Raw genomic sequence first — 25153 nt, 5'->3', positions numbered from 1 at the left:
TTACCCGAAATGGGCTTTCAGCAAGGTACGAAATTTTTGCATCGTCTTTTCGGTGGTCTGCGCATCGGCAGCCGCAAAGCCCATGACAAGACCGTTCTGTTTTGTGCCGTGACGGTACTGGATCGATAAGGCCGAGACGTTGATCCCCTGTTGGAGCAACGCCTCGGCAATCGCCGCGTCGTTAGATGTCTCGCGGAAAATGCCGACAACCTGGATGCCCGATTCGGTGGCATGGAAATCCAGCCATTCTCCGAGATGCCTTTGAGAGCTCTCCAGGAAGAACTGCCGCCTTTCCGCATAGAGACGCCGCATGCGCCTGAGATGGCGGGTAAAGTGCCCCTCGTTCATGAAGTCCGCCAGCGCAGCCTGGGTGAGCAATGGGGCGAACTGGCCGGTCACGCTCAGCGCCGAGACAATTGTATGGTCTATTGCCTTGGGCACCACCAGAAAGCCGAGGCGCATGGCCGGAAACAGGATCTTCGCGAAGGTACCGACATAGACCACCCGGTTTGACGCGCCGATGCCCTGCAGCGCCGGTATCGGCTGCCCTTGAAAACGGTATTCGCCATCGTAGTCATCCTCGATGATCCATGAGCGCCAGGTCTCGGCCATGTGCAGGAGATTGAGCCGCTGTTCCATCGGCATGGTTACGCCGAGTGGGTGATGGCAGGAGGGCGTCACGAAAATCATGCGCGGAATGACAGGCGGTGGATCGAGGTTCCAGCCTGCATTGCCCACGCGCAGCGGCGCCAGTTTCGCCCCAGCCGAGACGAAAGCCGAACCGGCCCCGTAATATCCTGGCTCCTCCATCCATACCGTGTCGCCTTCATCGATGAGCAGCCGAGCCAGAAGGTCGAACGCCGACTGGGCACCATTGGTCACGACGATCTGCTCGGCGTTGCACTTAACGCCCCGCGACGCGGTGAGATATCGAGCTATAGCCTCGCAAAGGGGCGGATAGCCTTTGACGTGATAGGTCCCGAAAAGATCGATATGCGCAAATTTTGTCCGGCGGCTGAGCAGTTTCGACCAGGTGTTGAACGGGAAATTATCCGGGTCCGGCATGCCGGGATGAAATGCGAGCATGCCAGGTCTGCCGTGATGATAGGGTTGGGCGAGCATGGTCTGCCCGCGCAATGATATGGGATTCTCGCCCTCGGCCGATACATGTTCCGCCGCGGTCGAACGGGTGGGCAGATCCATGACCACCGAGGGCCTGCGTGGCCGTATGGCCAGATAACCCTCCAGCGCCAGCTGGTCGCAAGCGGCAATCACCGTGTTGCGGCCCACATGCAGATCCCGCGCCATCACCCGTGTCGAGGGCAGCGCCTGGCCGCTCGGCAGCACGCGCCGCTCGATCAGGTCACGCAACTGGACATAGAGCTGCCGGTGCAGGTTGGCGGAACTGCCGCGATCCAGTGCGATGCCGTCGATTGGAAAACTGGTCTTCATCGTGGTTCCGAAAAATCAATGCAATCTGGTTCTAACAATGGAACCAAAGCAGTCCTAGGCTCAAGAGAAATGCGTTCGGGTTCAGATGGGGCTGACCGATGCAGTGCATAAAGGTGGGAGTGATCGGTGCGGGTGGCGTCGCCCAGGTCGAGCACATTCCGAATCTGCTCAAGTTGCACCGGCAGTTCGAGATCCTCGGCGTCTATGATCCTTCGCGCAAAGTCCGCGCCTTTGTTGGCGAGGAATTCGGCCTGAGCACATTCGCCGATCTCGACGAGCTTCTCGCCATGCCGCTTGACGCGGTGGTCATAGCCTCGCCCGATGCCTTGCACTGGGAACAGGCTCTCGCCGCCTTCGCCAGAGGGCTGCACGTCTTCTGCGAAAAGCCGCTTTGCTACAGCGCCGGGGACATCGACGACTTGATCGCCGCCAGGGATCACGCCGGCAAGGTGCTTCAGGTTGGCTACATGAAGCGTTTCGATCCGAGCTACGAGGCGGCGCTGAAGATGCTGCCGGGCACGGCGCGGACGCTTCGCTACGTTTCGGTCGAGGTCTGCGATCCCGATGCGTGGCCGTTCGTGCGGCACCACTCCACATGCCGGGGTGACGACGTGGCAGTGGGGTTGGTTGCCTCGACCGAAGCCAGGCAACGCGAGCAGGTGGATCGAGCGGTGCCCGGCCTGGACGATCCCGACGCCTTTCGTGGTTTTGTCGGCGCCTATTGTTCAGCAATCGTACACGACGTGAACGCCGTCCACGGGTTGCTCGATGCGCTGGGGATCGCGGATGGCGACGTTGTCGGCGCGTCGCTCTTTGCCAGGGGCGAAGGCGGCCAGGGTGCCGTGCGGCTGCTCGGTGGCCAGGCGTTGTGGAACATGGTGCATCTGGCCGTACCTGGGCTCGCCGACTATCGCGAGCGCATCACGCTCTACTTCGATCACGCCGCGCTCGAACTGGAATTTCCCTCGCCCTATCTCAACCACCAGGCGACGCGACTGACCCTGCGCACCAGTGACGGCCATACGCTTTCCAGCCGTGACATCCGCAGCGGATACGAAGAGGCGTTTGTCGAGGAGTTGAAAGGGTTCTGGTCGGCGATCGTCGAAGGCACGCCGGTGCGCACCACCGCCGAGCAGGCTCGTCGCGACATGACGCTGCTGGCCGGCCTCACCCGGCATCATCTTGCCCAGCTCAAGCAATCAGGAGTTAGCCCGTGAAGGTTCGCATCGGCATAAACCCGATCACCTGGAGCAACGATGACGTGCCGGAGCTCGGCGGCGATACGCCGCTTGAGGTCTGTCTCGGCGAAACCAAACAGGCCGGCTATTCCGGCACTGAACTTGGCGGCAAGTTTCCGCGCCGGTCGGCTGACCTGAAGCCGATCATGGAGCGTTATGGCCTTGCCGTGATTTCCGGCTGGTATGATGGCCGCTGCGACGAGAAGGATGTCGGCGCGGAAATGGATGCGATCATGCCGCATCTCCAGCTATTGAAGGATATGGGCTCGACGCATGTCGTCTATGCCGACACCTCGCGCGGACGCCACAACGCGATCTGGGGGCCGATCTCGCAGCGCCCGGCCCTGAGCCCGCAGGAGTGGCCGGCCTACGGCAGAAAACTGACTGCGCTAGCCGAGCGGATGGCTGATTTCGGCGTGCGCATGGCCTTTCACCATCATATGGGAACCATCGTCGAGACCGATGCCGAGGTGGGCCTGCTGATGCGGCACACCGGCGATGCGGTCGGGCTGCTCTACGACACCGGCCATTCGATATTTTCGGGCGGCGACCCGCTGGCTTTGATCAGGGCGCACGTCAAGCGGGTCGTGCATGTACATTGCAAGGACGCGCGCAAAGCCGTCCTTGAACGTGCCCGCGCGCAAGACATGAGTTTCATGGGTGCGGTCATGGAAGGGATATTCACGGTTCCCGGCGACGGCTTCATCGACTATCCGGCCATTTTGCGCGTGCTTGCCGACAATGGTTACAGCGGCTGGCTGGTCGTCGAGGCCGAGCAGGATCCCAGCAAGGCCAATCCGCTGATCTATGCGACAATGGGATTCCGGAATTTGTCGCGCATGGCCAGGGAGGCCGGATTTACCGTCATGGAATGATCGAGGCCGCCATGCGGCCTCCAGGGAACCAGTGCTGATGAATGAAACTGGAATAAAGGGGCAACTGGACTGCCGACCGTAACTGCGGCGGCGGAAAACAAACAGGAGGTTGTTATGTTTTCGCTTTCAAAATTAATAAAGCCTGCGCTCGGCCTGCTGGCCGGCGTCACAATGATGGCAGCGGCCACCAGCCTTGCGGCCGCTGATGAGACGCGCGTGGTGTTTGTAACCCATGGCCAGAGCGGCGACCCCTACTGGTCGGTCGTGAAGAACGGCATGGACGATGCGGCCAAGACCCTGGGCGTCAAGGCCGAATATCTGGCGCCCGAAACCTTCGACATGGCCAAGATGGCGCAGATGATCGACGCTATCGCCGCCTCGAAGCCCGACGGCATGGTTGTTTCGATCCCTGACGCCGCGGCCCTTTCAGCTCCGGTCAAGAATGCGATTGCTGCCGGCATCCCGGTCATCGTCATCGATTCCGGCGGCTCGAAGCTGACCCATGATCTTGGCGGCCTGCTGTTCATGGGACAGGACGAATTTCAGGCGGGCGTCATGGCGGGCGAGCGCATCAAGGCGCTCGGTCTCACCAAGGCGGTCTGCGCCAATCATGAGGTGGGCAATTCCAGCCTTGACGACCGCTGCGCGGGCTTTGCCAAGGGCCTGGGCGTCGACGTTCCGGTGATGAATGGCGTCATTGACCCGACGGAAATGAAGAACCGCATGATCGCCTACATGACCGCCCATGCGGATACACAGTTCATCCTCGCTGTCGGCGCCAGCGGTGCCGAACCGACGCTGGCCGCGCTCGATGAAATGGGCCTCGCGGCCAAGGTGAAAACCGGCACGTTCGATCTGTCTCCCACGATCCTGCAGGCCGTTGTTGCCGGCAAGATGGAGTGGGGCATCGACGCCCAGCAATATGCCATGGGCTATATCCCGGTCGCGATGTTCGACCTTTGGAAGAAGTACAAGATCATGCCGATCGCCGACTATCCGACAGGCCCAGGTTTCGTCACCAAGGATACTGCCGCCTCGGTCATCGACCTGGCAAAACTGGGCAAGCGTTGACCGCTCGCGGCCGGGCCTCGGCCCGGCCGCTTTCACTGATGAAGGTAACGCATCCATGGCTGCAGAGATTCGCGACGAGCGGGTCCGGTCCGTCTCCCGCCTGAGCCGCCTGTTAAGCAGGCCGGAACTTGGTGCGGCGGCAGGGACCGTTCTGGTCTTTGTGTTCTTCGCCATCGCGGCGGGAAATACGGGACTTTTCAGTGCCAAGGGGATCATCAATTTCCTCGAGGTCTCGGCCCAACTTGGCATTCTCGCCGCACCCGTGGCCCTGTTGATGATCGCGGGCGAGTTCGACCTGTCGGTCGGCTCGATGATTGGTTTTGCCGGAATCCTGATCGCCATCCCCTCCGTGTTCTGGGGCTGGCCCATCTGGCTTTCGCTGCTGTTTTCCTTCGCTGTCTGCGGCGGTATCGGCGCGCTCAACGGGCTCGCCGTCGTCAGGACCGGACTGCCGTCCTTCATCGTTACGCTCGGAAGCCTGTTCATGCTGCGCGGCCTGACGCTCGGTCTCACGCGCGGCATATCCGGGCGAACCCAGGTGTCCGGCGTGCATGAACTGGCGTTGCACGATCCTCTCAACAGCCTGTTTTCGGGGCAGGTCTTTTCCGGCCTGATCGCGTGGCTTTCGGACATCGGCCTGGTCGGCAAGCGGGCGGACGGCCTGCCGTCGATCTCCGGCATTCCGGTATCGATCGTCTGGTGGATCGTATTGACATTGGTCTGTACCTGGTTGCTGACGCGCAGCCGCTTCGGCAATTGGATCTTCGCTGCGGGTGGTGAAGCCAATGCCGCGCGCAATCTCGGTGTGCCGGTAGCGCGAACCAAGATCACGCTGTTCGTCATGACCGCCATGGCGGCTGCGCTCTTTGCGGCGATCCAGGTCCTGGTCACGGGATCGGCCGACACGCTGCGCGGCACCCAGAAGGAGTTCGAGGCCATCATTGCCGTCGTCATCGGCGGCACGCTGCTCACCGGCGGCTACGGATCGGCCATCGGCGCCATGTTCGGCGCATTGATCTTCGGCGTGGTGCAAATGGGCATTTTCTACACCGGCATCGACACGGACTGGTTCAAGCTGTTCATGGGCGCCATGATGGTCATCGCGGTGCTGTTCAACAGCTATGTGCGCAACCGCGCCATGAGGAGCCGGTGATGGCCGAGCCCTATGTCGAACTGAAGTCGGTCAGCAAGTATTTCGGATCGGTCGTTGCACTGAAGGATGTGTCCTTCGACGTATGTCCCGGCGAGGTCCATTGCCTGCTCGGCGACAATGGCGCGGGCAAGTCGACGCTGATCAAGACGCTGTCCGGCGTCTACGCGCCCGACGAGGGTGAAATCCGCGTACAGGGCAAGCCGACAAGGTTTGCGTCGCCGGCCGATACGCGCAACAGCGGCATCGCAACGGTCTACCAGGACCTGGCTTTGGTGCCGCTGATGAGCGTAGCGCGAAACTTCTTTCTTGGGCGCGAGCCGATGCGCAAGTTCGGCCCGATCAGCCAGTTTGACGCCGAGTTCGCCAACCGCACCGCGTATGACGAATTGGCAGCGATGGGCATCCAGCTGCGCGATCCCGAACAGCCTGTCGGCACGCTTTCGGGCGGGGAACGGCAGTGCCTGGCCATCGCCCGCGCCGTTTATTTCGGCGCCAAAGTGCTGATCCTGGATGAGCCGACATCGGCGCTGGGGGTCCATCAGGCATCCGTGGTTCTAAAGCTCATCGTCCAGTCCAAGGCGCGCGGCATCGGCGTCATCTTCATTTCCCACAACGTTCATCACGCTTATGTGGTCGGCGACCGCTTTACCTTGTTGAAGCGTGGCAGATGCACCGGCACCTATGCGAAAAGCGAAATTGATCGCGATCAGTTGCTCAATCTGATGGCGGGCGGCAAGGAGCTGGTGGATCTGGAGCAGGAACTGGGCAAAGTCGCCAAAAACAGCTCGGCGTAAGGGAAGCAGAGGTCAAACTGTGCATGATCTCGGCCATGCAAAACGGTCGATTGGCTGGACTTGATGTCCGCTCCTGTCGCGCAAAGCCGACGATCGTCGCCTCGACCAGTCCACCCTACCCGAAGATCCGCTCACCCTGTTCGTCGACCAGCTGGATGCCCTTCTTGATCGAGATGTCGACGGCATCGTCGAGCCCGGCGAAGCGGTCGGCGCGGATGAATTTGTGCTCCTTCACCACACCATCGATCTCCTTGGAGACGACGCCGCAGGTCTGGTACTGGCCCTCTGTCTTGTAGGGCGTGGCGCTGATCAGGAACCCCTTGTGCTCGACCTGCTTGGCGGGTGCGGCACTATTCGGGTCAACCGCCTCGGCTCCGCCACCGCCACCGAAAAGACGCTTTAGAAAAGACATCGCTCAAGTCTCCCTGTTCGTCCTGCAATCGCGGCCTGCCCTGTTCGCGATTCACGACGTTGTTGTCCCAGCATGCGCGAATGTGCCGCCGCGTTCCAGTCCCCTGATGAAGACGTCGACCAGCAGGTCGATCTGCTGGCCGATCTCGTCAGCCTGCCGCCGCCTGTCGGCCGAGATGACTGTCAAGATCGAGAAGGCATGCAACGAGAAGCTGATCAGCGAATATGTCGGCAAGGAATGATCCCCGAGCATGCCTGAAGACGAAAAAAAGCCCGGGTCTCCCGGGCTTTTTTGTCTGTACTGGTTTTTTGTCTGTAGTGGACCGGCAGCTTCAGCCGCGCGACAGCGCTTCCAGCGCCTCGGCGGCGCCTTCGAGAATGGCGATCGCCTCGGCCTGCTTGTCGGCCGGGGCATCGACGAAGTCGCCGAGAGCCGCACGCAGCCGGTGACGCACGGCGCGGAACTCGTCGCGCGCTTCCGAGCGGCCACCACGACCGCCACGACGCCCGCCCTCTTCACTCTCGTCGTTCCAGCCGAACCAGTCGCGCGCCTTGGCCATCTTGCGGCCGAAACGCTCGAGATGGTCGAGCACGCCGTCGATCATCTCGCGGTTGTCGTTGAGATGCGCCTGCCCGGCTTCGGTGATCGAAAACACCTTCTTGTTGCCGTCGGCGGCGGAGGCGGCATAGCCGGCCTCTTCCAGGAAGGTCAGCGTCGGGTAGACCACGCCCGGGCTCGGGCTGTAGATGCCGCTGGTGCGCTCTTCCAGCGCCTTGATAATGTCGTAGCCATGGCGCGGCGCCTCGGCCAGCAGCGACAGCGTGATCAGCTTGAGATCACCGTCGGCCAGCATGCGCCCGGCGCGGAACATGTCGCCGGGGCCACCACGCCCGCCGCCACGACCGCCATGGCCGAATGGACCGAAACCGCCGCCACGGCCGCCGAACTTGCCGGCCATGTGCATGAACATGCGTTCGCCGAAATGATTATGCCCAAATTGCTTGTGCATTGATTGCTCCTTGAGTTCTATCTTACGATATATCTTAATTAGGCGCACCAATCACTGGAGTCAAGATATATCTTACGATGTATCTGAATGCGGCACCAGAGGCTTGCTTTTGCTGGAACGCGCCGCTAGAAGCCCGCGAGCGCCTCGGCTGCTCCGTAAGCGTCTGACGTCAAGCAACGCATCCAACCCCGGTCTTTCCGGGCAATTCCGCCGGTCACCGGCGAATGGATGCCAAATGCGACGGACCGGACACTTCAGGGAAACTCCCAAAATGACTGCAAGAAATCGGCGCAGGAAGCTGCCTGCGCGCTATGCTGCCATCCTCAGCCCGCTGGTGCTGTCGCTGTTGATGACCTTCATCGTCTCGTTCATCTCGACGCTGAGAAGCCTTGGTTTCCATCCCAGCCTGCCGTCCATCTGGATGACCGCCTGGGGTCTGTCCTGGATGGTGGCGTTTCCAACGCTGCTGCTGGTGCTGCCGATGGTGCGCCGCATCGTCGGCGCGCTCTGCGAGCCGGCCAGCCGATAAGGCCCGGCGAATGGAGGTCCGCAAATGGTTCCGGACCTCCATTCGCTCCGATCACCGATGGGAACCGCTACCAGCGGCCCTTGCGCCGGTTCCAGGCGTAGAGCAGGTCGGCGAAACGATCATAGGCAAAACGCGTCAGCGGCAGGGCGACCGGATTGCCGAAAAACCTCGCCAGCCAGCCCTCGCCCGGCGTTGCCTGCCACACGGCAATCGCGACATCGGCGCCGACCAGCAATCGGCCGGCGGCGTCGGTGGCGTGCAGCCGGCGGCGGATATCCTCGAGCGAAGCGCCAAATCCGGCAAGTGCTGCCGGTTCAAGGTTGATGTCGCGAAACTCGATCCGCCCGGCCTTGACCGCTTCGATCAGCCGCCGCTTCTGCCGGCTGATGCCGGCATCGCAAACCGGGCAGCGCGTGTTGTACCAGACGGTCAGCAAAGGCTTGGTTTGTTGCTCGGGCATGATTCTTCCAAAAACCGGCGCCTGCTTTCTGGAATCATGCTCAGCCGTGGCCATGCCTGTGGTGCAGGTCAGGATAATGCGGATGCCGGTGGCGCATGGGCGCATGCCGGTGCCAGTGCGAATGCGGCTCGCTCACCGGTCCGTCATGATGGTGCTGGTGGTGCTCGTCATGCACATGGCTGTGCTCGTGTTCCAGCGCCTCATGATCGTGCTCGTGCTCATGGCGTTCCGACAGATGCAGCCAGAGGCCGAAGCCCATCATAACCCCGGCGACCGCCAGCTTGAGCGTGACGGCGTCACCCAGGATGGCGATTGCCAGCAGCGCGCCGATAAAGGGGGCGAGCGAGTAATAGGCCCCTGTCCGTGCCGTGCCGAGATGACGCAGCGCCACGATGAACATCACCAGGCTGACCCCGATGGCAAAGAAGCCGACGGCCGCGGTGACCGCGACGATTGACGCTCGCGGAAACGAAGCCCCGCCGGCAAGCGCCAGTCCGACATTGACGACACCCGCCGCCAGCCCTTTGAGCATGGCGATCACCACCGGGTCGGTGGCCGAGATCTTGCGTGTGAAATTGTTGTCCAGCCCCCACGCCAGGCACGCCGCGGCGACGAGCACGGCACCAAGGTTGAAGGCGACGCCCTGACCTTGCCACGACAGCAGAACGGCGCCGGCAAGGATGGCGAAGGCGCCCAGGAGCAGGCGCCGGTCGACATTCTCGCGGTAGACGAGCCAGGCGATCGCCATCGTCGCCAACCCTTCGAGATTGAGCAGCAGCGCGGAACTGGACGCCGTGTTGAGGCTGAGGCCGAACATCAGCAACACCGGCGCAACGATACCACCCATGCCGATTGCCAGCGCCAGCCAGGGAATATCCCCAGCGGTCAGTTGCGCTTCGCCGGCTGCAGCCTGCTTGCCTCGAAGCAAGCGATACAAGGCGAGCCCGGCACCGGCGCCGAGATAGAGCAGGCCGGCCAGCATGAAGGGGTTGACGCTGTCGAGCAGCAGCTTGCAGAGCGGCGGCGCCGCGCCGAACAGGATGGCGGAGCCAAGAGCAAGCGGCACGCCGGGCCACAGATGCGCATGTGAATTCGGTTCGGACATGGCCGCATCCTAACGCATGTCGCCCAAAAGTGCGCAGCGGTTTTGGGCGACATGCATAAACTAAAGACCTGAAACGCGTCGGCCTCCGCGCTGTTTTCAGGGCTCTATCCCAGCGAGGTGATGATCTCGCGGTAGGCGAATTCGGGGAAGGCTTTCAGCGTCCGCGTCCTGATGTTGCCACTCGCCGCCAGCATCAGCGAGAAGCGAGCCAGCACCGCGTCGTCGGGCGCTTCGAGCACCGCCACCATGTCGTATTCACCCATGGTCAGGTAGAACGCCTTGAACGATCCGCCCATGTCTCCCAGCTGCTTCCTGGCGGCGTCGAGTCGTTTCGGTGAATCGCGCACATTTCTGGCGCCCTGTTCCGTCCAGTTCATCAGCACGATGTAGCTTGTCATGCACACCTCCCTCCGGGCCACGGAGCACGGCGGCTTCGCCGGGGCGGGCATCCGGGTTTGTCGCCCAGAAAAATGCATCCGACGCGAAATTATCCTCCCGAAGGATAAGAGCCGCAAGAGCGTGCCATGAACGAAACGAAAAAGGGCGCCATTGGCGCCCTTGAACTCTTTGCTGTCGGCAGGTCCTAGCTGTCCAGGAAGCTGCGCAGCTTGCGGCTGCGGCTCGGGTGCTTGAGCTTCCTCAGCGCCTTGGCTTCGATCTGGCGGATACGCTCGCGGGTGACCGAGAACTGCTGGCCGACCTCTTCCAGCGTATGGTCGGTGTTCATACCGATGCCGAAGCGCATTCTGAGCACGCGTTCCTCGCGCGGCGTCAGCGAGGCCAGCACGCGCGTCGTGGTCTCGCGCAGATTGGCCTGGATCGCCGCGTCGATCGGCAGGATCGCCATCTTGTCCTCGATGAAATCGCCCAGATGCGAATCTTCCTCGTCACCGACCGGCGTTTCGAGCGAGATCGGCTCCTTGGCGATCTTCAGCACCTTGCGCACTTTTTCGAGCGGCATGGCGAGCTTTTCAGCCAGTTCTTCCGGCGTCGGCTCGCGGCCGATCTCGTGCAGCATCTGGCGCGAGGTGCGCACGATCTTGTTGATCGTCTCGATCATGTGCACCGGAATGCGGATGGTGCGCGCCTGGTCGGCGATCGAACGCGTGATCGCCTGCCGGATCCACCATGTCGCATAGGTCGAGAACTTGTAGCCGCGGCGATATTCGAATTTGTCGACCGCCTTCATCAGGCCGATATTGCCTTCCTGGATCAGGTCGAGGAACTGCAGGCCGCGATTGGTGTATTTCTTGGCGATCGAGATGACGAGACGCAGATTGGCCTCGACCATTTCCTTCTTGGCGATCGCGGCTTCGCGCTCGCCCTTCTGCACCTGGTTGACGATCTTGCGGAATTCCAGGATCGAGATCGCCGTTTCGGTGGCCAGATTCTGGATTTCGGCGCGCAGGTCGCGGATGGCGTCCTTCTCGTTCTTGGTGAATTCCTTCCAGCCGCGCGAGGTCAGGTTGCCGATCGCGCGCGTCCAGTTCGGGTCGAGCTCCGAGCCCTGATATTCCTTCAGGAACTCCTCGCGGCGCACGCCGTAGCTTTCGGCCAGCCTGAGCAGCTTGCCCTCGTTCTGCACCAGGCGCTTGTTGATGTCGTAGAGCTGCTCGACCAGCGCCTCGATGCGCGCCGTGTTGAGCGACAGCGACTTCACCGCCTTGATCAGCTGGTCCTTCAGCTCCTTCAGCCGGCGATCCTGGCTGGGCGACAGCGTGCCGGCCGCGGCCAGCCGGTTCTCGACCTGCTGGTCCTGCAGCTTGCGCAGCTTCTTGTAGGTGTCGGCGATGACGTCGAGCGTCTCCATCACCTGCGGGCGCAGTTCCGCTTCCATCGCCGCCAGCGACAGGCTGGCCTCGTCCTCGTCTTCCTCGTCGTCATCGACCAGCCCGCGCGTGTCGGCGCCGACATTGGTGACGTCATCTTCCTCGTCGCGCGAACGGCGCGGCTTTTCCTCGACCTTGGCTTCCTCGATGCGCTCGACCACCGGCGCCTGCTTGGCCTCGGGACCGGCATAGGTAGCTTCGAGATCGATGATCTCGCGCAGCAGGATCTTCGATTCGTTGAGCTCGTCGCGCCAGATGATGATGGCCTGGAAGGTCAGCGGGCTTTCGCACAGGCCCGCGATCATCGTCTCGCGGCCGGCCTCGATGCGCTTGGCGATGGCAATTTCGCCCTCGCGCGACAGAAGCTCGACCGAGCCCATCTCGCGCAGATACATGCGCACCGGATCGTCGGTGCGGTCGGTCGGTTCTTTCTTGGCGGTGGTGGCGGCAACGGCGGTGCCAGTCTGCTCGGCCAGCTCGTTGGCGTCTTCCTCGGCATCGGCCGCTGTGTCCGCGGCCTCGGGCTCTTCGCCCTGCTCGTCGTCCTCGACCACGTTGATGCCCATGTCGGACAGCATCGCCATCGTGTCCTCGATCTGCTCGGAGGTCACTTCCTCGGAGGGCAGCACCGAATTCAGCTCGTCCATGGTGACATAGCCGCGCTTCTTGGCGGCCTTGATCATCTTCTTGACAGCATCATCGGAAAGGTCGAGCAGAGGGCCATCGGTGGCGCCTTCGCGTTCGGTTTCGACCTCTTCCTTTTCCTTTGTCGCCATAGTCTTTATCTTCTCCTAGCGGCCGAACATCAAAGCCGCGTAAGCTGTCGGACCAGTCAAATCGGATGCGCTCGCTTGTGAAACGCGCCTCACCGGGCCAGTAACTGCATCTATCGTTAAGTCCAGATTAACCCTGATATCTGTGGCAGGCAGCCTGCCTGTCCAGTGACCAGTACCTCACATCGCTTATTTCCCGTCGACGCGGGTTCGGGTTAACGTTTCGAATCGTCCTGATTCCGCCATTCTGCAAGAAGGTCAAGCGCCTCTCGCATGATTCGCCTTAAAAAAGCGAATCAATTACCCGACTTAGCCCGCCGCGCGCCATTTGGACGCGCAACAACGCTTTCACATTTCACTCTCTTACCGAGCCCGTCCCGCCCCTATGGGCCGGCAAGGGCTCTGTCTTCTTTTGGTGGAAGCAAGACCTTATCCCAAAACCGGTGCCCATTTTTCGGGATCATGCTTTTGGTTGGAGCATGACTTTATCCGAAAACCGGTTCCCACTTTTCGGGATCATGCTTTAAGCCCGCCCGGCCCTGCCCGAGGACACGCCGAATCCTTCGATCAGCGCTTCCGTCGCTTGTACATCCTGAAATTGCGCCTGAATTTCGATCAGGTGCCGGTAGTTTTCGTCTGTGGGATCGGTGGCGAGCGCCGCTTCCGCCTGTTTCAGCTCCTTATGTAAGGTGCGCGCGCTGCGCTGCAAGTGCAGGGCCTGGCTGAAAGCGTCGCGGGCATCCTCGAGGGCAGCGGTCTCCAGCGCCGGCCATTGCCGCGCCCGCCGGATCAGCCCGACCGCCCGCTCCCAGATCTCGGCGCAGCCGGCGCGCTCGATCGTCGAGATAACGGCCTGGCGGTCATTGGCCATGTCATGCGCCATCGCATCGAGGATGGCGGCGTGCAGCCGCCTCAGATCGGAGTTGGCGAGATCGAGAAACTCGATATGAGCGAAATTCTCGTCGATCAGCGCCGGATGGTTGACCAGCGCGACGATGATCGTCGCCTCGCGCATCGACATCCCCTCGCTGCCGCGCTTGACCAGCGCCGAGCGTCCGAGGCTCTCGGTGATCGGCGTGCGTCCGCCGCCGGCCTTGGCGAACTGTCCGCCCGGCGGCGGCGCTTTGCCCTGGCCCGGCCGCCCTTCCTGGCGGCCTTGCCTTGTGCCGCGCTGGGCGCCGAAGAAGCTCAGCACGCGCTCGCGCATCTCCTGTTGATAGTGGTAGCGCAGGCTTTCGTCGCGAATGCGGCTGGTCAGCTCGCGCAGCGTCTTTTCGAGCTCCGCCCGCCGCTCCGGTGTGTCGAAGACGCCGCCGGCCGTTTCGCGCATCCACAACAGGTCGGCCAGCGGTCGCGCGTCGGCCAGCACGGAACGGAAAGCATCCGGCCCTTCGGCCTTGACCAGGTCGTCGGGATCCTTGCCTTCCGGCAGCAGCGCAAAGCGCGCCGAGCGCCCGGCCTGCACTGACGGCAGCGCCATGTCGGCGGCCCTCCACGCCGCCTTCAGGCCGGCCTTGTCGCCGTCGAAGCACAGCACCGGCTCGCCGGCCATGCGCCACAACAGCTCGAGCTGGTTTTCGGTGAGTGCCGTGCCAAGCGGCGCCACGACATTCTCGAAGCCGGCCTGCGCCAGCGCGATCACGTCCATATAGCCTTCGACGGCGATGACCGTGCCGCCCTTCGCCAGCGCCTTGCGGGCGCGGGCGAAATTGTAGAGCACATTGCCCTTGTGGAAGAGCTCGGTGTCGGGCGAGTTCATGTATTTGGCCAGCGCGTCCGGTGCCAGTGCGCGCCCGCCAAAGGCGATGATCTTGCCGCGCGAATCCGGGATCGGGAACATAATGCGGTCGCGGAACCAGTCGTAGGAAACCGGGATGTCGTCGCCGTGGCGCACCAGCCCGCAGGCTTCGATATCGGCTTTCGGAACACCCTTGGCGGCGAGGTGCTCCTTGAGTGCATTGCGGCTGTCGGGCGCGAAGCCAAGCCGGAACGATTGCTGCGTCGCCGGCGTCAGCCCACGGTCGCGCAGATAGGCGCGGGCTTTCGCGCCCTCCGGCCCCTGCAGCCGCTCCTGGAAGAAGGCGGTCGCCATCTCCATGACATCGGTCAGGCTGGCGCGTTCCTTTTCGCGCTGTTCCTCCTGCGCATCGCGAACCGGCATCGGCAGGCCGGCCATGTCGGCGATCTTCTCGACCGCTTCGGGAAAACTCATGCCGTCGAGTTCGGTGAGGAACTTGAAATGATCGCCCGACACCGAGCAGCCGAAACAGTGGTAGCGGCCCTTCTTGTCCTCGCAGTGGAAGGACGGACTTTTCTCGCCATGGAATGGGCAGCAGGCCCAATAATCGCCGCGCGGCGCGTTGGTCTTCTTCCTGTCCCACGCGACGCGCTGGCCGATCACCGATGAAATCGGCACGCGGTCGCGTATTTCGTCGAGGAAGGCGGGCGGAAAGCGCATCGGGGAACTCGTTTCCCGACCATATAATCATGCCCGCGGAATCCGACGACCCCTAATGCGGACGATGCCCGGTTTCCACAGGGCAAAAAGAAAGGCGGCCGTTGCGGGCCGCCTTCTTTCAAGTTCCAGCCTTGTGCTGGCTCCGCCAGGTTTTACTGCGCGGCAAGCGCGCCAAAGATGACGCCGGAGAGGACGCCGACCAGCACATAGTCGTTGCCGACACGGATCCATTCCTGGCCGCGGCCGGGACGATGCAGGCCATAACGGCCATAGTCGCGGATCGGCTGGTGACGCTTCCAGCTGGAATATTTCTGGCCGTTGCGCCAATGGCTGCGCTTCACGACGACCGTCTTCTTCACGACGCGCTTCCTGACGTCGACATGCTTGCCGGGCTTCTGCCAGTCGACTTGGCTGTAGTTCGACTGCGGAGCGTTCGGCGCATTCATCGGCGCAGCCTGGCCGGTGAGCGACGTGGCGGCCAGCATCGAGAAAGCGAGAGCGGAAAGGACAATGCGTTTCATACGAAGTCTCCTTGGTTGTCGATGCCCAAGGGATAGCGACCCACCGATGAACCGAAACTGAACGCCTGCATTACAATTCTGTAATGAATTCCTTTACTTACCCAGGAGAGTTGAACATCGTCGCAAAGGCCGCAGCCGCCGTGCTACAGCGGCCTCGCAATGCAACCATTTGCGTGTCCGTCCATTTTCCGACACCGCCTGTCGCGCGGCAACGGCCCCTCGAAATCGACAAGATTTTATTATCCGGCTAAAATAGTCGGGCTATTGTCGGTCACTGCCATGAATTTGATTCGCAACCTCGCTTTTGCCTCTGATCGCCGCGCCGTCCGCGTCGCGAGCCCTGTCCGCATATGGGCGGCGACATGAGCGGTTCCGTCGTCCTTCTGCATCTGGCTGGCGCTGTGGCGCTGATGCTGTTTGCCACCCGCATGGTGAAGACCGGCGTCGAACGCGCCTATGGCGACGTGCTGCGCCATCGTCTGCGCGCCACCATGCGCAATCCGATCATGGCGGTGCTGGCCGGCACCGGCCTCGCCATCGCCCTGCAAAGCTCCACCGCCGTCACGCTGCTGGTCGGCTCCTTCGCCGGCTCCGGCATCGTCTCGGGCGCCGCCGGCCAGCTTGCCGTGCGCGGCGCCGAAATCGGCTCGGCGCTGGTGGTCAAGCTGCTGACCTTCGATCTCACGCTGCTGGTGCCGCTCTGCCTGATCACCGGCACGGTGATGTTCATGGCCACCGAGCGGCGCGATTGGCGCCAGTCCGGCCGCATCCTGGTCGGTATCGGCCTGCTGATCCTGTCGCTTGAGATGATCGGCCAGGCTTCGGAGCCGCTGCGCAACAGCCAGCTCATGCCGGTCATCATCAACTACTTCTCCAGCGATTCCATCACCGCCTATCTGCTGGCGGCGCTGATCACCTGGCTGTTTCAGTCGAGCATCGCGGCTGTTCTCCTGATGGCAACGCTGGCCGGCCGCGGCGTGATCAGCCCGGAACTCGGCGTCGTTCTCATCCTCGGCGTCAATCTCGGCTCTTCGATCATCGCGCCGATGCTGACCCGCTCGGCCGGGCCTGCCGTGCGCGTCGTGCCGATCGGCAATCTCCTGATGCGCGGACTAGGCTCGCTGGTCGTGCTGATCCTGTTCATGACCTTCAGGCCGCAGGTCGCCTTCCTCGGCGCGACGGCAGCGGACCAGATCGTCAACGCCCACATCCTGTTCAATGTGCTGATCCTGCTCGCCGGCCTGCCGCTGGCCGGGTTCGTCTACCGCGCTTCGGAAAAGATCGTGGCACTTGGCACCAAGCCGGCGCCGGCCTCGACGCTCGACGTCGTCGAACTGTCGGCGCTCAACGAAAGCGCGCTGGACGTTCCAAGCCAGGCGCTGGCCAACGCCACGCGCGAAGTGGTGCGGGTCTGTGAGACCGTCGAGATCATGCTCAAGCGCATCATCGAGCTCTATGAGAGCGCCGACGCCGACAAGATCAAGGCGCTGGCAGCCCTTGACGACCGCGTCGACCGCAAACATGCGGCGATCAAGCTCTATTTGGCCAAGCTTACCAGGAATCCGCTGACCGAGGACGAGGCCCTGCGCTGCCAGGAGCTGATCGGCGCCTGCGTCAAGCTGGAGCAGGTCGGCGACATCATCGTGCGCAACATGCTGGTGCATGTGAAGAAGAAGCTCGAGCGCGGGCTGGAATTCACCGACGAGGGCTGGAGCGAATTATGCGCCTTCCATAGCTCGGTGCTGGCCAATGCGCGGCTCGCCTTCAACGTGCTGGTATCGCGCGATCCCGAGACCGCCCGCCAGCTGGTGCTGGAAAAGGACCAGCTGCGCGACCGCGAGAAGGAAACCAGCGCCAGCCATTTCGTGCGGCTGCGCGACGGCACCGCCAAGAGCGTCGAGACCAGCTCGATCCACCTCGATACCATCCGCGATCTGAAGCAGATCAATTCGCTGCTGGCGTCGATGGCCTATCCGGTGCTGGAAGAGCGCGGCCTGCTCACCGGATCGCGGTTGAAGGCGAGCTGATTTAACGACGCGATCACGCACCGTCTTCGTTTCGGCGGCAAAATACCTTTGCTCTGTTTCCACCAGTCGGGATAAGGGTCGGTTGGCCAGCCTTTCGGAGGAAATCGATGGACACCCGTTCGCGCAGTTTCGCCAAGGCGCTTTCCTGGCGCGTGACCGGCACCATCGACACGATGATCATTTCGCTGGTCGTGACCGGAAGCATCAAGCTCGCTGCAACCATCGGCCTGACCGAGGTCGTCACCAAGTCGCTGCTCTATTATTTCCACGAGCGGGCGTGGCTCAAGATTCCATACGGACGCAAGACCCCGGCGTAGCAACCCCGGCGCGACCGGGCGTCCTCTCACCCAGTCGCCACGCGACTGGGCGACACGAGAAGTCGATCAAGAAAAGCTAAAGCGGCGCCAACAATTTCTGGATTGCCCGCGACGCCCATCCGTGGTTTGAGGCCTGCATTCGAGGAACCCCTTCCCGCCATGTCGCTTCCGCTCATCGCCCTGTTCATTGCCGCCTTCGCTTTCGGCACCACCGAATTCGTCATCGCCGGCGTGCTGCCGCAAGTGGCGGAGGGGCTTGGCGTCTCGGTTCCATCGGCCGGCTATCTCGTCTCCGGCTATGCCGGCGGCATCGCCATCGGCGGTCCGCTGCTGGCGCTCGCCACCAAGTCGTTGTCGCGCAAGACCTTGCTGCTCGGCCTCGCCGTCGCCTTCACCATCGGCCAGGCAGCCTGTGCGCTGGCGCCCGATTTCACCTCGATGCTGATGTTGCGCATTGCTGTGGCGATAGCGCATGGCGCCTATTTCGGCGTCGCCATGGTGGTGGCGGTCAGTCTCGTGCGCGAGGACCAGCGCGGCATGGCGGTCGCTGTCATCCTGTCGGGCCTCACCGCCTCCAATGTCATCGGCGTGCCGGCCGGCACGGCAATCGGCAACATCTGGGGCTGGCGTGCGACCTTCTGGGTGATGTGTGCGCTGGGCGTGGCGGCAACGCTTGCCATGGCAGCCCTTTTGCCGCGCACCACAGGATCGTCAGCCAAGCCCGCCGGCCTAGCGCGTGAGGTTCGCGTGCTGGCGCGCCAGCAGGTCTGGACCTCGCTGATCCTCATGCTGATGCTGATGATCGGCCAGTTCGGCCTGTTCACCTACATCACGCCGACATTACTCGAAATCACCGACCTTGATGAAAGCCTGGTGCCGTGGGTGCTGCTGCTCAACGGCGTCGGCGCCACGCTCGGCGTCTTCCTCGGCGGCAAGCTTTCCGACTGGAAGCTGATGCCGTCGCTGATCACCATGCTGGCCCTGCAGGCGGTGACGCTGGCGGTGATCTATGCCGTCAGCCCCTATCCCTTGCCGATGGTTGTCGCGATCGTCATCTGGGGCGGTCTCAACTTCGCCATCGGCACGCCGATCCAGACCCGCATCCTGGCCTGGACCGCCGATGCGTCCAACCTCGCTTCCTCGCTCATTCCATCCGGCTTCAATGTCGGCATCGCGCTTGCTGCATCGCTGGGCGCCGCCATGCTGAATGCCGGCTACGGCTACCGCAGCCTGCCGCTGCTTGGCGCCATCGCCATGCTGGTCGCCGTCGCGGTGGCGCTCGCCTCTTTTGTCTGGGAAGGGCGTAGCAACGCCACGCCGCCGCTGACGGCCCCAGCCGAGTAGATCACGATCCGGAAAAGTGGACGCCGGTTTTCCGAAAAGATCGTGATCAAGCAAAAACACCTCACCCACGCCAGCGCAGCAGTCGCATGGCGTTGGCGGTGACCAGCACGGTGGCGCCGGTGTCGGCCAGGATCGCTGGCCACAGGCCGGTGATGCCGGCAATGGTGGTGACCAGGAACACCGCCTTCAGCCCGAGCGCCACGGTGATGTTCTGGCCGATGTTGGCCATCACCGCCCGCGACAGCCGCACCATGCGCGCGACATCCATGACCCGGCCATGCAGGATCGCCGCCTCGGCCGTTTCCAACGCCACATCGGTGCCGCCACCCATGGCGATACCGATGTCGGCGGCGGCGAGCGCCGGTGCGTCGTTGATGCCGTCGCCGACCTTGGCCACCTTCAGCCCCTCGCGCTGCAACTCGCCGACAATGCGCTGCTTGTCTTGCGGCAAGAGCTCAGCCCGCGCCTCGATACCGAGCGAAACGGCGATCGCCTCGGCGGTGCGGCGGTTGTCGCCGGTCAGCATCACCGTGAGGATGCCCTCGGCCTTCAGCGCCGCAATGCCGGCCACCGCATCCGGCCGCGGCTCATCACGCATGGCGATCAGCCCGGCCATCACGCCATCGGCGACCAGCACCGAGACGGTCTTGCCCTGGCCGTTGAGACTGTCGATGGCAAGACGCTGCGCCTCGGTCACCGCAGCGCGTTCTCCCGCTGCCTGACCGGAGCCGAGGAAGATCGCGACACCGCCGACGCTGCCCTCGACGCCCTTGCCTAAAATCGCCTTCGCTGCCAGGGCCGGCGGCACCGGCGCCCTGGCGGCTTTGGCTCTGCCCAAGATCGCCACCGCCAGCGGATGGCTGGAGCCCTGCTCCAGTGCTGCCGCCAGCGCCAGCACGGTGCGTTCGTCGCGCCCATAGGCCACGATGTCGGTCACCACCGGTTTGCCAGCGGTCAGTGTGCCGGTCTTGTCGAAGGCGACGGCGGTGATCCGGCGAAACCCTTCCAGCACAGCACCACCCTTCATCAGCAAGCCGCGCCGCGCGCCGGTCGCCAGGCCTGCGGCGATCGCTGCAGGGGTCGAGATGACCAGCGCGCAGGGACAGCCGATCAACAGGATCGCCAGGCCCTTGTAGGTCCATTCGCTCCAGTCGCCGCCGGCGACGAGCGGCGGCAGCAGCGCCACCAGTGCACCGACCGCCAGCACCGCGGGTGTATAATATCGCGAGAAGCGGTCGATGAAGCGCTCGGTCGGCGCCTTGGCCTCCTGCGCCTCCTCCACAAGCCGCACCACGCGGGCGATGGTGTTGTCGGACGCAACCGCCGTCACCCGAACCTTGAGCACGCCATCGGTGCTGATCGTGCCTGCGAAGACAATTTCCGCGATCCCCTTGCGCCTCGGCGTGCTCTCGCCGGTCACCGGCGCCTCGTCGATATCGCTCGACCCCTCGACGATCACACCATCGGCCGGGATGCTATCACCCGGCCGCACCACGATCACGTCACCGACCGCAAGGTTTTCGGCTGGAACTTCGGCCATGCCGCCGGCCCGCTCGACAAGTGCCGTCTTCGGCACCAGATCGGCAAGACCTTGGATACTGGCCCGCGCGCGGCCGGCGGCGACGCCTTCCAGAAGTTCGCCGATCAGGAACAGCACCACCACGACGGCAGCTTCTTCAGTGGCGCCGATCATCACCGCGCCAACGGCGGCGATGATCATCAGCATCTCAATCGAGAACGGCGTGCCGGCCAATGCCGCCATCAGCGCGCGCCGGGCGATCGGCACCAGGCCGACCAGCAGCGCGGCCAGGAAGACCCAGCGCTCGGCCGCCGGAAACAGATGGCCGATGCCGTAGGCGGCAACAAGTGCCGCCGCACAAGCCAGCGTCAGCACCGCGCGGCGGGTGCGCCACCACGCCTGCCCCGGCCCGCCATCGCTGTGGAGATGGGCGGAACCCTCAGCTCGCTTGCCCGCCGGCTCACCGCCAAGGTGGTGACCTTCGTGATCGTGGCCTTCGTAATCATGGTCGGGATGGTCATGCGCCCTGGCCACTGAAGCACGCCCGTCGGTCTTGGCTTCCGCCTTGACGATGCCGTAGCCGAGCCGCGCCACCTGTTGCACCACCTTGTCCTCCGGCAGCGCACCACCGTGACTGACCGTCATGCTGGCGCCGGTCACCGAAATCGACACATCTGCGACGCCATCGAGACGACGCACCGCCGTATCGATCTTGGCCGCGCAGGAGGCGCAGTCCATGCCGCCGATCTTGAACCGCGTCTGCCTGAGGGGAGCCGTCATCACATCACCTGCCTGTCTTGCCCGCGCGGTGACCGCCGCATGGGTCTTGAATCCTGATGTCAGGCACTGTAATTGCTCTAGTCACTAGAGCTTCAAGAGGCAAAAACATGTTTTCGATCGGCGATCTCTCCCGTCGCACCGGGGTCAAGGTGCCAACCATCCGCTATTACGAGCAGATGGGTCTGGTTGCAGCACCCGAGCGTTCGGAAGGCAACCAGCGCCGCTATGGCAGGCAGGAGCTGGAGCGGCTGGCCTTCATCCGCCATGCCCGCGACCTCGGCTTCGCCGTCGAGGACATCCGCTCGCTGATCGAATTGAGCGGCCATCCCGAGCAGCCCTGCGGCCATGCCGACCGGATTGCCGAGGAGCAACTGATTTCCGTTCGGGAGAAGATCGCCCAGCTGAAGCGGCTGGAGGCCGAACTCGAACGCATCGCCTCTTGCTGCGACGGCAAGACGGTCGGCGACTGCTACGTCATCCGCGCCCTGTCCGACCACGCGCTTTGCGCTGATGAGCACGGGTGAGGATAGGTCGCGCGCGCCTTACAACTCCAGCCGGAACCGCAGGCTTTCCGCCCCGCCATAGGCGGCATCCTCGAAGAATCGATCGACGAGCTTGCCGCCATTGGCCAGGATCACCTTGTGCGAAGCCGGATTGCCCGGCTTGGCGGTGATCTCGACATAAGGCAGGCCGACCGCCCTCGCCTCGTCCAGCATGAGCCGCAGCGCCTCGGTGGCGTAACCGCGCCGCCGCTTCCACGGCACCACCGCATAGCCGATATGACCAAGCACATGCGGCGGCAGCGCTGCCGTGCCCTTCTGCCAGCGGAAGCCGATCGAACCTGATGCCTCGCCGTCCCAGATCCAGCGGCGGAAGCCCGGCAGGCGCGGCACCTTTCTGCCGTCGGGCAAGGTGATCGGGCCGCCCTTGGCCAGGGGATCATCGAGGTCGGCGAGAAAGGCCACGGGATCCTTTTCGATGGCGGCAAGCTGCTCACGCGTCGCTTGCTCGAGCCGGACATTGTCTGGCGACCAGCCGCGTTCGAGCGCCGCCTTGTAGGACGCCAAATGTTCAAGCGCGGGTTTGACGATTTGGACCATGTTGCACCGGTGGAGACGCTACCCCCGGCAAAATAGCAGCATTGCCCGGGAAGGCACGGTCCACCAAAGCGCATACTCTTACGACAAGGCCGCGTTCCCATCGCTGGAAACGCGGCCCTTGTCTTATGCCCTTGGGAGGAACCGGCGCTCCGTCGCGGCCATTCCTAGGCCGTGCCGGATTGTCCTTGTGTGAGCTCAGGCGATGTCGAAGCGGTCGGCGTTCATCACCTTGGCCCATGCCGCCACGAAATCCCTGGTGAATTTCGCCTTGGCGTCCGCCGTCGCATAAACTTCGGCCAGCGCGCGCAGCTGCGAGTGCGAGCCGAAGATGAGATCGGCGCGGGTGCCGGTCCACTTGACTTCGCCGGTCTTGCGGTCGCGGCCTTCGAACACATCCTTGGCGTCCGAAGTCGCCTTCCACTCCGTGCCCATGTCGAGCAGGTTGACGAAGAAGTCATTGCTCAGCGTTTCCGGCTGCCTGGTGAAGACGCCATGCTTGGACTGCCCGGCATTGGCGCCGAGAACGCGCAGGCCGCCGACGAGAACCGTCATCTCCGGCGCCGTCAGCGTCAGAAGTTGCGCGCGGTCGACCAGCGCTTCCTCGACGGTCAGCCGCTGCTTGCCGCTGACATAGTTGCGGAAGCCGTCAACGGTTGGTTCCAATGGCGCAAAGGAGTGGATGTCGGTCTGCTCCTGCGAGGCGTCCATGCGTCCCGGCGTGAAGGGAACCGTCACGCCGTGCCCGGCGGCCTTCTCGATCGCCGCACCACCGCCCAGAACGATCAGGTCGGCAAGCGAGACCTTCTTGTTGCCGGTCTGCGAAGCGTTGAACGCATCACGGATCGCTTCGAGCTTGTCGAGCACCTTGGCGAGTTCGGCCGGCTGGTTGACGGCCCAGTCCTTCTGCGGCGCAAGGCGGATGCGCGCGCCATTGGCGCCGCCGCGCTTGTCGGAACCACGGAAGGTCGAGGCCGACGCCCACGCCGCCGAGACCAGCTGCGACACCGACAGGCCCGACGCCAGGATCTTGGCCTTGAGCGCTGCAGCGTCCTCTTCGTCGATCAGCACATGATCGACCGCCGGAATGACGTCCTGCCAGGGCAGTTCCTCGTTCGGAACCAACGGGCCGAGATAGCGCACGAGCGGGCCCATATCGCGGTGGGTCAGCTTGTACCAGGCGCGGGCGAACGCGTCGGCGAACTGATCCGGATTCTCATGGAAACGCCGCGAGATCGTCTCGTAGGAAGGATCGAACCGCAAAGCGAGGTCGGTGGTCAGCATGGAAGGCGCGTGGCGCTTGGCCGAATTGTGCGCATCCGGCACGCTGCCCGCACCCGCGCCGCCCTTCGGCGTCCACTGGTGCGCCCCGGCAGGGCTCTTGGTCAGCTCCCATTCGAAGCCGAACAGATTGTCGAAGAAGTTGTTGCTCCACTTCGTCGGCGTCGTCGTCCAGGTCACTTCCAGGCCGCTACCGATGGCGTCGCCGCCCTTGCCGGTGCCGAACTTGCTCGCCCAGCCAAGGCCTTGCTGCTCGATGTCGGCGCCTTCCGGCTCCACGCCGACCAGCGTCGCATCGCCCGCACCATGGGTCTTGCCGAAGGTGTGGCCGCCGGCGATGAGCGCGACGGTCTCCTCGTCGTTCATGGCCATGCGCGCGAAGGTGTCGCGAATGTCGCGCGCCGAGGCCAGCGGATCAGGCTTGCCGTTCGGCCCTTCCGGGTTGACGTAGATCAGGCCCATCTGCACGGCACCGAGCGGATCCTGGAGATCGCGGTCACCGCTGTAGCGTTCGTCGGCCAGCCACTTGCCTTCCGGACCCCAATAGATGTCCTCCTCGGGCTCCCACACGTCGGCGCGGCCGCCGGCGAAGCCGAAGGTCTTGAAGCCCATCGATTCCAGCGCGACGTTGCCGGTCAGGATCAGAAGGTCGGCCCAGGAAATCTTGCGGCCGTATTTCTGCTTGGTCGGCCACAACAGCCGGCGTGCCTTGTCGAGGTTGACGTTGTCCGGCCAGCTGTTCAGCGGCGCGAAGCGCTGCTGGCCGGCCCCGGCGCCGCCACGGCCGTCGGCGATGCGATAGGTGCCGGCGCTGTGCCACGCCATGCGGATGAACAGCGGCCCGTAATGGCCGAAATCGGCCGGCCACCACTCCTGCGAGTCCGTCATCAGCGCATGCAGGTCCTTGATCACCGCGTCGAGGTCGAGGCTCTTGAATTCCTCGGCATAGTCGAACGCCTCACCCATCGGATCCGACAGCGGCGACTGCTGGTGGAGAATCTGGACATTGAGCTGATTCGGCCACCAGTCGCGGTTGACCCTGCCGACGGCAGTATGCACGACCGGGCATTTGCCCGTGCTGGGATCATCAGTTTGTGCGTCCATGTTTT

At 63.4% G+C, this 25153-nt stretch carries 23 protein-coding genes; 10 read left to right on the top strand and 13 right to left on the bottom strand.

Annotated features, from left to right (window positions below; translation table 11 throughout):
* The gene (gene mocR, locus ACFFNA_RS09480) at positions 1-1452 is read right to left on the bottom strand and encodes a rhizopine catabolism transcriptional regulator MocR (RefSeq protein ID WP_378917650.1); all 1452 of its coding nucleotides are present in this window, start codon (positions 1450-1452) and stop codon (positions 1-3) included.
* A 98-nt stretch (positions 1453-1550) separates the two neighbouring features.
* Here mocR and ACFFNA_RS09475 point away from each other — a divergent pair, with 98 nt between their 5' ends.
* The 5 genes from ACFFNA_RS09475 (at position 1551) to ACFFNA_RS09455 (ending at position 6583) form a co-directional block, all read left to right on the top strand.
* A complete protein-coding gene (locus ACFFNA_RS09475) occupies positions 1551-2669 on the top strand; it encodes a Gfo/Idh/MocA family protein (RefSeq protein WP_378917648.1) in 1119 nt (372 codons plus the stop codon).
* Positions 2666-3565 carry a myo-inosose-2 dehydratase gene (gene iolE, locus ACFFNA_RS09470; protein ID WP_378917646.1) on the top strand — a complete coding sequence of 300 codons (900 nt, stop codon included), beginning with the start codon at positions 2666-2668 and terminating at the stop codon, positions 3563-3565. The genes ACFFNA_RS09475 and iolE overlap by 4 nt, the downstream gene beginning before the upstream one ends.
* A gap of 114 nt (positions 3566-3679) precedes the next feature.
* Positions 3680-4636, top strand: coding sequence for a rhizopine catabolism ABC transporter substrate-binding protein (locus ACFFNA_RS09465; protein WP_378917644.1), 957 nt, complete (start codon positions 3680-3682; stop codon positions 4634-4636).
* A 55-nt stretch (positions 4637-4691) separates the two neighbouring features.
* Positions 4692-5789, top strand: a complete 1098-nt coding sequence (locus ACFFNA_RS09460) for an ABC transporter permease (protein ID WP_378917642.1) — start codon at positions 4692-4694, stop codon at positions 5787-5789.
* Complete coding sequence (locus ACFFNA_RS09455) at positions 5789-6583, top strand: ATP-binding cassette domain-containing protein (protein WP_111543000.1); 795 nt, start codon at positions 5789-5791, stop codon at positions 6581-6583. Before ACFFNA_RS09460 ends, ACFFNA_RS09455 begins: the two co-directional genes overlap by 1 nt.
* A 115-nt stretch (positions 6584-6698) precedes the next feature.
* Here the strand turns inward: ACFFNA_RS09455 and ACFFNA_RS09450 are convergent, their stop codons facing one another.
* The 3 genes from ACFFNA_RS09450 to ACFFNA_RS09440 all read right to left on the bottom strand — a co-directional run bounded on the left by ACFFNA_RS09450 (position 6699) and on the right by ACFFNA_RS09440 (position 8004).
* Positions 6699-6995 (bottom strand): HlyU family transcriptional regulator, encoded by a 297-nt coding sequence (locus ACFFNA_RS09450; RefSeq protein WP_378917640.1) that lies wholly within the window; start codon positions 6993-6995, stop codon positions 6699-6701.
* Between the two features lie 51 nt (positions 6996-7046).
* Complete coding sequence (locus ACFFNA_RS09445) at positions 7047-7229, bottom strand: hypothetical protein (RefSeq protein WP_378917638.1); 183 nt, start codon at positions 7227-7229, stop codon at positions 7047-7049.
* A gap of 97 nt (positions 7230-7326) precedes the next feature.
* Positions 7327-8004 (bottom strand): PadR family transcriptional regulator, encoded by a 678-nt coding sequence (locus tag ACFFNA_RS09440; RefSeq protein ID WP_378917636.1) that lies wholly within the window; start codon positions 8002-8004, stop codon positions 7327-7329.
* 271 nt (positions 8005-8275) lie between these two features.
* Here ACFFNA_RS09440 and ACFFNA_RS09435 point away from each other — a divergent pair, with 271 nt between their 5' ends.
* Positions 8276-8533: a DUF2798 domain-containing protein gene (locus ACFFNA_RS09435; protein WP_111542997.1), complete on the top strand. Its 258-nt coding sequence runs from the start codon at positions 8276-8278 to the stop codon at positions 8531-8533.
* A 67-nt stretch (positions 8534-8600) separates the two neighbouring features.
* On the opposite strand, the gene ACFFNA_RS09430 is transcribed toward ACFFNA_RS09435, so the two are convergent.
* The 6 genes from ACFFNA_RS09430 to ACFFNA_RS09405 all read right to left on the bottom strand — a co-directional run bounded on the left by ACFFNA_RS09430 (position 8601) and on the right by ACFFNA_RS09405 (position 15679).
* Positions 8601-8993, bottom strand: a complete 393-nt coding sequence (locus ACFFNA_RS09430; protein WP_245445677.1) for a thiol-disulfide oxidoreductase DCC family protein — start codon at positions 8991-8993, stop codon at positions 8601-8603.
* A 40-nt stretch (positions 8994-9033) separates the two neighbouring features.
* Positions 9034-10098: a DMT family transporter gene (locus ACFFNA_RS09425; RefSeq protein ID WP_378917634.1), complete on the bottom strand. Its 1065-nt coding sequence runs from the start codon at positions 10096-10098 to the stop codon at positions 9034-9036.
* Positions 10099-10202: 104 nt separating this feature from the next.
* Positions 10203-10496 (bottom strand): GYD domain-containing protein, encoded by a 294-nt coding sequence (locus ACFFNA_RS09420; RefSeq protein ID WP_111543731.1) that lies wholly within the window; start codon positions 10494-10496, stop codon positions 10203-10205.
* A gap of 185 nt (positions 10497-10681) precedes the next feature.
* On the bottom strand, positions 10682-12703 hold the full coding sequence (gene rpoD / locus ACFFNA_RS09415; protein WP_378917632.1) for an RNA polymerase sigma factor RpoD: 2022 nt from the start codon (positions 12701-12703) through the stop codon (positions 10682-10684).
* A 520-nt stretch (positions 12704-13223) separates the two neighbouring features.
* On the bottom strand, positions 13224-15158 hold the full coding sequence (gene dnaG / locus ACFFNA_RS09410) for a DNA primase (RefSeq protein WP_378917630.1): 1935 nt from the start codon (positions 15156-15158) through the stop codon (positions 13224-13226).
* 152 nt (positions 15159-15310) lie between these two features.
* Positions 15311-15679 (bottom strand): RcnB family protein, encoded by a 369-nt coding sequence (locus ACFFNA_RS09405; protein ID WP_378917628.1) that lies wholly within the window; start codon positions 15677-15679, stop codon positions 15311-15313.
* Between the two features lie 362 nt (positions 15680-16041).
* On the opposite strand from ACFFNA_RS09405, the gene ACFFNA_RS09400 reads away from it, so the two are divergent.
* From ACFFNA_RS09400 to ACFFNA_RS09390, 3 genes are all read left to right on the top strand, one after another.
* Positions 16042-17706, top strand: coding sequence for a Na/Pi cotransporter family protein (locus ACFFNA_RS09400; RefSeq protein ID WP_111543730.1), 1665 nt, complete (start codon positions 16042-16044; stop codon positions 17704-17706).
* A gap of 107 nt (positions 17707-17813) precedes the next feature.
* Positions 17814-18023 (top strand): DUF2061 domain-containing protein, encoded by a 210-nt coding sequence (locus ACFFNA_RS09395; RefSeq protein WP_111542992.1) that lies wholly within the window; start codon positions 17814-17816, stop codon positions 18021-18023.
* Between the two features lie 159 nt (positions 18024-18182).
* Entirely contained in the window at positions 18183-19367 is a 1185-nt protein-coding gene (locus ACFFNA_RS09390) for an MFS transporter (RefSeq protein WP_378917626.1), read from the top strand.
* Positions 19368-19428: 61 nt separating this feature from the next.
* On the opposite strand, the gene ACFFNA_RS09385 is transcribed toward ACFFNA_RS09390, so the two are convergent.
* On the bottom strand, positions 19429-21666 hold the full coding sequence (locus ACFFNA_RS09385) for a heavy metal translocating P-type ATPase (RefSeq protein ID WP_378917624.1): 2238 nt from the start codon (positions 21664-21666) through the stop codon (positions 19429-19431).
* A 107-nt stretch (positions 21667-21773) separates the two neighbouring features.
* On the opposite strand from ACFFNA_RS09385, the gene ACFFNA_RS09380 reads away from it, so the two are divergent.
* Positions 21774-22190 carry a MerR family transcriptional regulator gene (locus ACFFNA_RS09380; protein ID WP_378917622.1) on the top strand — a complete coding sequence of 139 codons (417 nt, stop codon included), beginning with the start codon at positions 21774-21776 and terminating at the stop codon, positions 22188-22190.
* Positions 22191-22208: 18 nt separating this feature from the next.
* Here ACFFNA_RS09380 and ACFFNA_RS09375 read toward each other — a convergent pair whose 3' ends face one another.
* Together ACFFNA_RS09375 and katG are read right to left on the bottom strand one after the other, a co-directional pair.
* On the bottom strand, positions 22209-22766 hold the full coding sequence (locus tag ACFFNA_RS09375) for a GNAT family N-acetyltransferase (RefSeq protein ID WP_378917620.1): 558 nt from the start codon (positions 22764-22766) through the stop codon (positions 22209-22211).
* A gap of 195 nt (positions 22767-22961) precedes the next feature.
* Positions 22962-25148: a catalase/peroxidase HPI gene (gene katG / locus ACFFNA_RS09370; RefSeq protein WP_378917618.1), complete on the bottom strand. Its 2187-nt coding sequence runs from the start codon at positions 25146-25148 to the stop codon at positions 22962-22964.
* Positions 25149-25153: the final 5 nt, after the last annotated feature.

The sequence above is a fragment of the Mesorhizobium kowhaii genome, from assembly GCF_042431665.1.
GTDB classification, from domain to species: Bacteria; Pseudomonadota; Alphaproteobacteria; order Rhizobiales; family Rhizobiaceae; genus Mesorhizobium; species Mesorhizobium kowhaii.
This window is presented reverse-complemented; position numbering and strand designations above follow the sequence as displayed.